The following is an 8,449-nucleotide window of genomic DNA, read 5'->3' on the forward strand; positions in this document are numbered from 1 at the left end:
CGGACACGTACGACGCAGGGGGCGGCGACAGCGTCCGATGTCTATACGGGACGGCCCCAGAGCCGGCCGCGCCGGCGCCGACCGTCCCGGAGCCGGCCGTCCCGGCCCCGACCGTGCAGGCCGCCGTGCCCGCCGTCCCGCAGGTGGTGCCGTCGACCCCGTCAGCGACGCCGACGCCGACCGACGCCGGCCCGACCGCCACGACCACCCCGGCGGACAGCGAGGACGACGAGGACCGCCACGACCGCGGCAAGCGCGGCCGGAAGTGAGCCGTCAGGCGCGCTCGAGCAGCGCCACGCACTCCACGTGCGCGGTCATCGGGAAGGCGTCGAAGCCGCGCAGCGCGGTCAACCGGTAGCCGCCCTCGACGAAGGCGGCCACGTCGCGCCCCAGTGACGCCGGGTCGCAGGCCACGTAGACCACCGCGCGCGGACCGGCGCCGGCGAGCACCCGGCTGACCGCGGCCCCGGCACCGGCCCGGGGCGGGTCGAGGACGACGACGTCGGGGGCCCCGCCCAGCTCGGCGAGCAGCTCGGTCAGCCCCTCGGCGTCCACCTCGCCCTGCCAGACCTCGGCCTGCGGCAGCGCGGCGAGGTTGGCCTCGGCGGCGGCGCACGCGGCCTCGTCGGCCTCCACGCACACCACCCGGCCCCCGTCGCCGGCCGCGGGGGCCAGCGCGCCGCCGAACAGCCCGGCCCCGGCGTAGAGGTCGAGCACGGTCTCCCCCGGCCGGACGCCGGCGAACGCGGACACCGCCGCGGTCAGCGCGTCGGCCGCGGCAGGGTGCACCTGCCAGAAGCCGGTGCCCTCGACCTCCCAGTCCCGCCCGGCGGCCCAGCGCGCGGCGCGCCCGGCCGGCTCGGCCGGCACCTCCTCGCCGGCGTGCAGCACCCGCGTCGACTGCGGCCGGCCGCGGCGGTCGAGCCGGGTGGTGGTCACCGTGCCGGCGGAGTCGACGGCGACGTCCACCGCGCCGGCGCCCGGCCAGCGGCGGTCGAGGACGGCGTGCGCGGCCGGCTCCACGGTGATCGGGCAGTCGTCGAGCAGCACCAGGTCGTGCGAGCGGTGCCGGCGCAGCCCCGGCGCCCCGGACCGGTCGACGGCGAAGCGCGCACGGGTGCGCCAGCGCAGCGGACCGCCGGGCAGCTCCTCCACGACCAGGTCGCGCACCACGGCGTCGTCCGCGGACAGCCCGCCCAGCCGGGTCAGCTGCTCACGGACCACCGCGGCCTTGAGGCGCAGCTGGCCCTCGTGCGCGACGTGCTGCCAGTCGCACCCACCGCAGCGCCCGGGGCCGCTGTAGGGGCAGGGCCGCGGCACCCGGTCGGGGGCGGCCTCGAGCACCTCGACCGCGTCGGCGCGGCAGAAGCCGGGCTGGCGGTCCTCGGTGACCCGGACGACGACCCGCTCGCCGGGCAGCGCGTGCCGCACGAAGACGACCCGCCCCTCGTGCCGGGCGACGCAGTGGCCGCCGTGGGCCACCGGGCCGACGGCGACCTCGAACTCCCGGCCGGTCCAGCCGCCCCCCCGGTCCGGGCGCGCGGGAGCAGCCGGACGCGGGCGGCCGGCCCCCTCCCGGGCACCGCCCCGAGCCTGCGAGGGGTGGGGAGGAGGGGGTCCTTTCTCATCCATAGGGGGTCTGCTCCGGCTCGTCGGCCAGACCGCGGCGCAGGTCACCGGGCGCCGGACCGGTCGCGCGTAGTCCGGTGTCCTCCCGGCCGACCGAGCTCTCCAGCTGCCAGGGCACCGAGGTGATCATCACGCCGGGCTGGAACTGCAGCCGGGCGCGCAGCCGCAGCGCGCTCTGGTTGTGCAACAGGTTCTCCCACCAGTGGCCCACGACGTACTGCGGCACGAAGACGACGACCAGCTCACGCGGGCTGTCCCGGCGGATGGACTTGACGAAGTCCACGACCGGCCGGGTGATCTCGCGGTACGGCGACTCGACCACCGTCAGCGGGACGGGGATGTCGTAGCGCTCCCACTGCTGCTGCAGCGCCCGGGTGTCCGCGTCGTCGACGTTCACCGTCAGCGCGGTGAGGTGGTCCGGCCGGGTGGCGCGGGCGAAGGCCAGCGCCCGCAGCGTCGGCTTGTGGACCCTGGCGACCAGCACGACGGCGTGCACCTTGCTGGGCAGCATCCGTGAGTCGGTGTCGGGCACCAGCTGCTCGGCCACGTGCGAGTAGTGCCGGTTGATCGCCTTCATCAGCATGAAGAGCACCGGCATCACCAGCAGGACCAGCCACGCGCCGTGGGTGAACTTCGTGACGACGATGATCACGAGGACGACGGTGGTGAGCGAGCCGCCGACGGCGTTGATCGCCTGGGACCGCCGGATCCGGGCGCGGGCGCGCGGGCCGGCCTCCGCGCGCAGCTCGCGGTTCCAGTGCCGGACCATGCCCCACTGGCCGATCGAGAAGCTGGTGAAGACGCCGACGATGTACATCTGGATCAGCCGGTTGACGTCGGCCCCGAAGGCGGCGATCAGCAGCGCGGCGAACCCGGCGAGCAGCAGGATGCCGTTGCTGTAGACCAGCTTGTCGCCGCGGGTGTGCAGCTGCCGGGGCAGGAAGCGGTCCTGCGCGAGCACCGAGCCCAGCAGCGGGAAGCCGTTGAACGCGGTGTTGGCGGCCAGGATGAGGACGAGTGCGGTCGCCGCCTGGATGTAGAAGAAGCCCAGCGAGGTCGGGCCGCCGAACACCGCCGCGGCGATCTGGGCGATGACCGTGCGCTGCGGCTCGGTCTCGCAGGCGGTGAAGCCCACGAGGTCACAGGGGTGCTCGGCGTACTTCACGTCGGCGGCGAGGGCCAGCGCGGTCACGCCGGAGAACATCGTCGCGGCGATGCCGCCCATGAGCGCCAGCGTCGTCGCGGCGTTGCGGCTCTTCGGCGGCTTGAACGCCGGGACGCCGTTGGCGATCGCCTCCACGCCGGTCAGCGCGGTGCACCCGGAGGCGAAGGCGCGCAGCACGAAGAAGACCAGCGCCAGACCGGCGACCTGGTCGTAGCCGGGCTCGGGGGTGATCGAGTAGCCGGCGCTCTCGGCGTCGAGGCCCGCGCCGAAGAAGTGGCGGATCAGCCCGGTGACGACCATCACCAGGATGCCGGAGATGAACAGGTAGGTCGGGACGGCGAACGTCCGGCCGGACTCGCGCAGCCCGCGCAGGTTCGCCGCGGCCAGCAGCGCCACCAGGCCCACGGCGATCGCCACGCGGTGCTCGTCGAGCGCCGGGAACGCCGAGATGATGTTGTCGGTGCCCGCCGCGACCGACACGGCCACGGTGAGCACGTAGTCGACGAGCAGCGCGCTGGCCACCGTGAGCCCGGCGAACTGCCCGTGGTTCTTCATCGCGACCTCGTAGTCGCCACCCCCCGAGGGGTAGGCGCGCACCACCTGGCGGTAGGAGAGGACGACGGTCGCCAGCAGCAGGACGACGGCGATCGCCAGCCACGGCGCGAGGAAGAGGAACGCCGTCCCGGCCAGCGTCAGGACGATGAGGATCTCCTGCGTGGCGTAGGCCACCGAGGAGAGCGGGTCGCTGGCGAAGATGGGCAGCGCCAGCCGCTTGGGCAGCAGGGACTCCCCGAGCCGGTCACTGCGCACGGGGCGGCCCAGGACCAGGCGCTTCGGGAGTTGTCCGAGGTCGGACAGCGTTGGCACGGCGGCGATGGTACGGACGCCGGGACCTCCCGCGCCCCCGCCCGGAGGGTGAGTTGCGGCGCTGCGGACAGCGGACCCGGCGGCGCCCAGGTGTAGCTTCGCGCCCGGGACACACGCCGGGCTCCGCCCCCGGCGCACCGCACCTCGTGAGCTTGGAGAAACCCGTGCACGTGGTCGTGATGGGCTGCGGCCGCGTCGGGTCGGCGATCGCCCGCCGGCTCGAGGAGGTCGGCCACAGCGTCGCCGTGATCGACCAGGACCCGGAGGCCTTCCGCCGGCTGGGCCCGGACTTCGCCGGCCGCCAGGTCACCGGTCTGGGCTTCGACCGCCAGACGCTGCTCGACGCCGGCATCGACTCCGCCGGCGCCTTCGCCGCGGTGAGCAGCGGCGACAACTCCAACATCATCAGCGCGCGGGTGGCGCGGGAGACCTTCGGCGTCCAGCACGTCGTGGCCCGCATCTACGACTCCAAGCGCGCCGAGGTCTACGAGCGGATGGGCATCCCCAGCGTCGCGACCGTCCCCTGGACGGTGAACCGGCTGCTGCGCGAGCTGCTGTCGGTCAAGGTCAGCGAGCTGTGGCGCGAGCCCACCGGGCAGGTGCTGCTCATGCGGGTCACCGTCACCGAGCCGTGGGTCGGCCGGCGGCTGTCCGAGCTGGAGGCCGCCTCCGGGGCGCGGGCCGCCTGGCTGGTCCGCTACGGCGAGGCCGAGCTGCCCACCGCGGCCACCGTGCTGCAGGACGGCGACCAGCTCGTGGTCGCCTCGACCGACGAGATCACGCAGCGGGTGCACGAGACGGTCGAGCAGGGCCCCACGGGAGGGGGACACTGATGCGCGTCGCCATCGTGGGCGCGGGTGCCGTGGGGCGCTCGATCGCCGGGGAGCTGCTCTCCAACGGGCACACCGTGATGCTCATCGAGAAGGACGGCCGCAAGGTCCGCACCCGCGCGGTGCCCGGCGCCGAGTGGGTGCAGGCCGACGCGTGCGAGGTCTCCTCCCTCGAGGAGGCCCAGCTGGCCACCTGCGACGTGGTCGTGGCCGCCACCGGCGACGACAAGGCCAACCTGGTGGTCTCGCTGCTGGCCAAGACCGAGTTCGCGGTCAACCGCGTCGTCGCCCGCGTCAAGGACCCGCGCAACGAGTGGCTCTACACCGAGGCGTGGGGCGTCGACGTCGCCGTCTCGACCCCGCGGGTGCTCGCCGCGCTGGTCGAGGAGGCGGTGACCGTCGGCGACGTCGTCCGGCTGATGAGCTTCCGCAAGGGCGCGGCCACCCTGGTCGAGATCACCCTCGCCGACGACACGCCGTGGGCCGGCAAGCCGCTGCGCGAGGTGCCGCTGCCGCGGGAGACGGTGCTGACCGCCGTCCTGCGCGGCGACCGGGTGATCACCCCGACCCCGGACGAGCCGCTCGAGGTCGGCGACGAGCTGCTGTTCATCACCCACGCCGACGTCGAGGAGCAGCTGCAGCAGGTGCTCTCCCCCGCACAGACCCTCTGAAGGAGGACCCCGTCCCGGGCCGCTAGGCGGCGGGACGCCGGCCGCCGGCCTTCGGCGGCTCGACGGCGTCGGCCCGGTGCCGGTGCAGCCGGGACACCACCCACAGGGTCACCACGACCTCGACGGCGGTGACCGGCAGGCCCAGCAGCAGCGAGGCGGTACCCAGCAGCTCGACCTCGTCGGCGCGGTAGAGCACCCACTGGACGGCGACGCGCACCAGGAAGACGACGCCCCACATCAGCGTCAGCCAGGAGTAGGCGCGCACCATCCGGGGGTCGTCGCGCCAGTGCCGCTCGGGCGCGGGGTCGGCCGGGCGGACACCGGTCGCGGGGTCCGGCGGTGGCCGGTGGTGCAGCGTGGCGTTGACCCGGTCGATGCGGCGGCGCAGGCCCGGCACCGAGTGCCGGCCCAGTGAGTGCGTGGCCATCGAGCCCAGGTGGCTGGGGGCGAGGAACTCGGCGACCACGCCGACCAGCGGCCAGCGCACGGCGATCGACCCGATGAGCACCACGCCCAGGGCGGCGTTGCGGATCAGGCCGGGGACGAAGAAGTCGCGGGCCTGTCCGGAGGCGGCGGCGATGGCCACGGCGATCGCGACGCCGAAGAGCCCGCTGAAGGCCTGCTGCACGCTCTCCCGGCGCACCAGCCGCAGCCCGAACAGCAGGACGGCGGCGACGAGCGCGGCCCCGATGCCGGCGCGCAGGCCGGCCACGGAGTTGGCCACGATGAACGCGACCGTGGGCAGCGTGGCGTCGAGCATGCCGCGCCAGCCACCGAGCTGCTCGAGGACCAGGTGCCGGTCGAAGGCCAGGCCGGGCGGCCCGGCCCCGGCGTCCCCCCGGGGCGCCGCCCCGGGGAGCCCGTCCCCCTCGGGCGCAGCCGTCACCCGGCGCTCAGCTCGTACCGGGGGTTGTAGATGACCTGCCGCCCGTCGAAGGAGGCGAAGCGGCCACGAGCGGTCAGCGAGCGGCCGGGCTCGATGCCGGGGATGCGCCGGCGGCCGAGCCAGACGAGGGTGACCGACCCGGAGCCGTCGAACAGCTCCGCCTCGAGGGTGGGCACCGTCTCCCGCGGGGTGTAGACGACCGACTTCAGCCGCCCGGTCACGGTGACGACGGCACCCTTGCGACAGGCGCTGACCGCCTCGCAGCCGGCGTTCGCCGAGCCCGCGCGCAGCTGCTCCGCGTCGATGGTCTGGTCGTCGGCGGTCAGCCGCTGCAGCGTCCGCGCGAGCCAACTGCCCTGGCGTGTCTCGGTCACGGACCCAGCGTAGAACCGCCGCGGCCGCCCCCGACGCGCGCCCGCAGCCACTCGCGGACCAGCGCCCACGGCTCTCCCGCCGGGTCGATGAGCACCATGTGGTCGCCCGGCACCAGCCGCACGTCGACGGTCGTGCCCTGCGCCGCGGCGGCGGCCGCGTAACGGCTGCTCTGCTCGGCCGGGACGACCTCGTCGTCGGTGCCGTGCACGCACAGCAGGTCGACGCCGGTCGGGACCAAGCGCACCGGGTCGGCCGCCGCGTAGCGCTCCGGTGCGTGCGCCGGCTCGGCGCCGAACAGGTCCTGCACCGCGCCGCCGCCCAGCCGCTGCCCGGCGGCACGCGCCAGGTCGAGCACCCCGGCCTGCAGGACGGCGGCGGCCACCCGGACCCGCGGCCGTGCACCCGGCGCCCCCTCGGGCAGCCGGGACCGTCCGGCCGCCCAGGCGGCCAGGTGCCCGCCGGCGGAGTGCCCGACGACCGCGACGTCGGAGAGGTCGAGCCGGTCCGCGCCCGGCAGGTCCGGCAGCGCGTCCAGCGCCGCGGCGACGTCGGCGAGGGTGGCCGGCCAGCCGCCGCCGGACCCGACCCGGCGGTACTCGACCGCGACGGCGGCGAGGCCGGCCGCGGCCAGGTCCGCAGCGAGCGGGCGGGCCAGCTCGACGCCGTACGCCGCCCGCCAGAAACCGCCGTGCAGCACCACCACGACGGGAACGGGGACCGCCGGCGCGGGGCCGGTGCCCGCCGGCAGCGTCAGCTCGACGAACTGGTCGGGGTGCGGCCCGTAGGCGGTGCGGACGGGGGTCACGCGCCGGGCGCGGCCGGCGGCGGGGTCCCCGGCTGCCGGACGGCCTGCTGCTGCTGCGCGGCCAGCTGGGCGGCGGCCTGCGGTGGGAGGGTCAGCGGCAGCTGCTCGCGCACCGGCATCGGCGCGGTGCCGCGGACGACGACGATCTGCCGGAACACCTGCTCCAGCGCCGCGGCGGCCTCCGGGCGCTCCGCCGCGGGGCCGCTGATCATGCCGCGCAGGAACCAGCGGGGACCGTCGACGCCGAGGAACCGCGCGGGCCGGCGCACCGGCGCGGGCGCGGGCTGACCGGGCTGCGCCGGCGGGGTGGCGCGCACGAAGCCGGCCAGCTCCGGCCCGAACGGCCCGTCGACCTCCTCGAGCCGGCCGCCCTGCCCCGAGGCGCTGCGGGCGAGGTCCCCGCGGACGTCGTCCCAGATGCCGGCCGCGCGGGGCGCGGCGAACACCGCCACCTGCAGCAACGAGTCGCCGTAGCGGAGGGTCGCGCCGATGACCTTCTGCTGGGCGTTGACGTCGACCCGCAGCTCCGTGCCCGGGACCGCGGGCAGCAGCAGCGAGCCCAGGTCGATGCGGGCGACACCGTCGTCCGGGGCGTCGGCGGAGTCCCACGGCCCCGTGGTCTCGTCGACCTCGCGGACCTTGTGCTGCGGCTCCGGCGGCACCCCGCGCTCGCGCAGGCTGCGGTCGATCCGGTTGCGTCGCCGTCCGAACGGCATGTCAGTCGGCCCCCTTCTCCTGGACGCTCGCGTGCCCGCCGGTCGACCCGTGGCCCCCGGCTCCCCGCGCGCTCTCCGGCAGCTGCTCGACTGGCACGAAGCGGGCGCGCACGACCGGCTGCACCACCAGCTGGGCGACGCGGTCGCCCCGGCGCAGCGTCAGCGGCATCGTGGGGTCGAGGTTGACCAGGTTGACCTTGACCTCCCCGCGGTAGCCGGCGTCGATGGTGCCCGGGGCGTTCACCAGGGAGAGTCCGACCCGGTGGGCCAGGCCCGAGCGCGGGTGCACGAAGCCGGCGTAGCCCTCCGGGATGGCCACCGCGACGCCGGTGCCCACCAGCGCGCGCTGCAGCGGCGCGAGCTCGAGGTCCTCGGCGATCGCCAGGTCGGCGCCGGCGTCACCGGGCAGGGCGTAGGCGGGGAGGACGTCCTCCGGGGAGGCCAGCCGCACCGGGACCTCCACCTCCTGGCCCTGATACACATCGGCTGCTGCCGACGAACCCTT

At 75.7% G+C, this 8,449-nt stretch carries 9 protein-coding genes and 1 pseudogene; 3 read left to right on the forward strand and 7 right to left on the reverse strand.

What is annotated here, in order from left to right:
- Nucleotides 1–269 (forward strand): annotated as a pseudogene (locus CNO22_RS29420) (hypothetical protein); the annotation flags it as partial.
- A gap of 4 nt (nucleotides 270–273) precedes the next feature.
- On the opposite strand, the gene CNO22_RS23340 reads toward CNO22_RS29420, so the two are convergent.
- Together CNO22_RS23340 and CNO22_RS23345 are read right to left on the reverse strand one after the other, a co-directional pair.
- Nucleotides 274–1,632 (reverse strand): class I SAM-dependent RNA methyltransferase, encoded by a 1,359-nt coding sequence (locus tag CNO22_RS23340; protein WP_100501662.1) that lies wholly within the window; start codon nucleotides 1,630–1,632, stop codon nucleotides 274–276.
- Nucleotides 1,625–3,661, reverse strand: a complete 2,037-nt coding sequence (locus CNO22_RS23345; RefSeq protein ID WP_100501663.1) for an APC family permease — start codon at nucleotides 3,659–3,661, stop codon at nucleotides 1,625–1,627. The genes CNO22_RS23340 and CNO22_RS23345 overlap by 8 nt, the downstream gene beginning before the upstream one ends.
- A gap of 164 nt (nucleotides 3,662–3,825) precedes the next feature.
- On the opposite strand from CNO22_RS23345, the gene CNO22_RS23350 reads away from it, so the two are divergent.
- Complete coding sequence (locus CNO22_RS23350) at nucleotides 3,826–4,494, forward strand: potassium channel family protein (RefSeq protein ID WP_100501664.1); 669 nt, start codon at nucleotides 3,826–3,828, stop codon at nucleotides 4,492–4,494.
- Nucleotides 4,494–5,162, forward strand: coding sequence for a potassium channel family protein (locus CNO22_RS23355; protein WP_100501665.1), 669 nt, complete (start codon nucleotides 4,494–4,496; stop codon nucleotides 5,160–5,162). The genes CNO22_RS23350 and CNO22_RS23355 overlap by 1 nt, the downstream gene beginning before the upstream one ends.
- Before the next feature lie 22 nt (nucleotides 5,163–5,184).
- Here the strand turns inward: CNO22_RS23355 and CNO22_RS23360 are convergent, their stop codons facing one another.
- The 5 genes from CNO22_RS23360 to dut are packed head-to-tail and all read right to left on the reverse strand — an operon-like array spanning nucleotide 5,185 to nucleotide 8,425.
- A complete protein-coding gene (locus CNO22_RS23360) occupies nucleotides 5,185–6,048 on the reverse strand; it encodes a DUF3159 domain-containing protein (RefSeq protein ID WP_100501666.1) in 864 nt (287 codons plus the stop codon).
- A complete protein-coding gene (locus CNO22_RS23365) occupies nucleotides 6,045–6,422 on the reverse strand; it encodes an OB-fold nucleic acid binding domain-containing protein (protein ID WP_100501667.1) in 378 nt (125 codons plus the stop codon). Before CNO22_RS23365 ends, CNO22_RS23360 begins: the two co-directional genes overlap by 4 nt.
- Nucleotides 6,419–7,228, reverse strand: a complete 810-nt coding sequence (locus CNO22_RS23370; RefSeq protein WP_100501668.1) for an alpha/beta hydrolase family protein — start codon at nucleotides 7,226–7,228, stop codon at nucleotides 6,419–6,421. The genes CNO22_RS23365 and CNO22_RS23370 overlap by 4 nt, the downstream gene beginning before the upstream one ends.
- Nucleotides 7,225–7,944, reverse strand: a complete 720-nt coding sequence (locus CNO22_RS23375; protein ID WP_100501669.1) for a DUF3710 domain-containing protein — start codon at nucleotides 7,942–7,944, stop codon at nucleotides 7,225–7,227. Before CNO22_RS23375 ends, CNO22_RS23370 begins: the two co-directional genes overlap by 4 nt.
- A 1-nt stretch (nucleotide 7,945) precedes the next feature.
- Nucleotides 7,946–8,425, reverse strand: coding sequence for a dUTP diphosphatase (dut, locus tag CNO22_RS23380; RefSeq protein WP_100501670.1), 480 nt, complete (start codon nucleotides 8,423–8,425; stop codon nucleotides 7,946–7,948).
- Nucleotides 8,426–8,449: the final 24 nt, after the last annotated feature.

Source organism: Geodermatophilus chilensis, from assembly GCF_002802985.1.
GTDB classification, from domain to species: domain Bacteria; phylum Actinomycetota; class Actinomycetes; order Mycobacteriales; family Geodermatophilaceae; genus Geodermatophilus; species Geodermatophilus chilensis.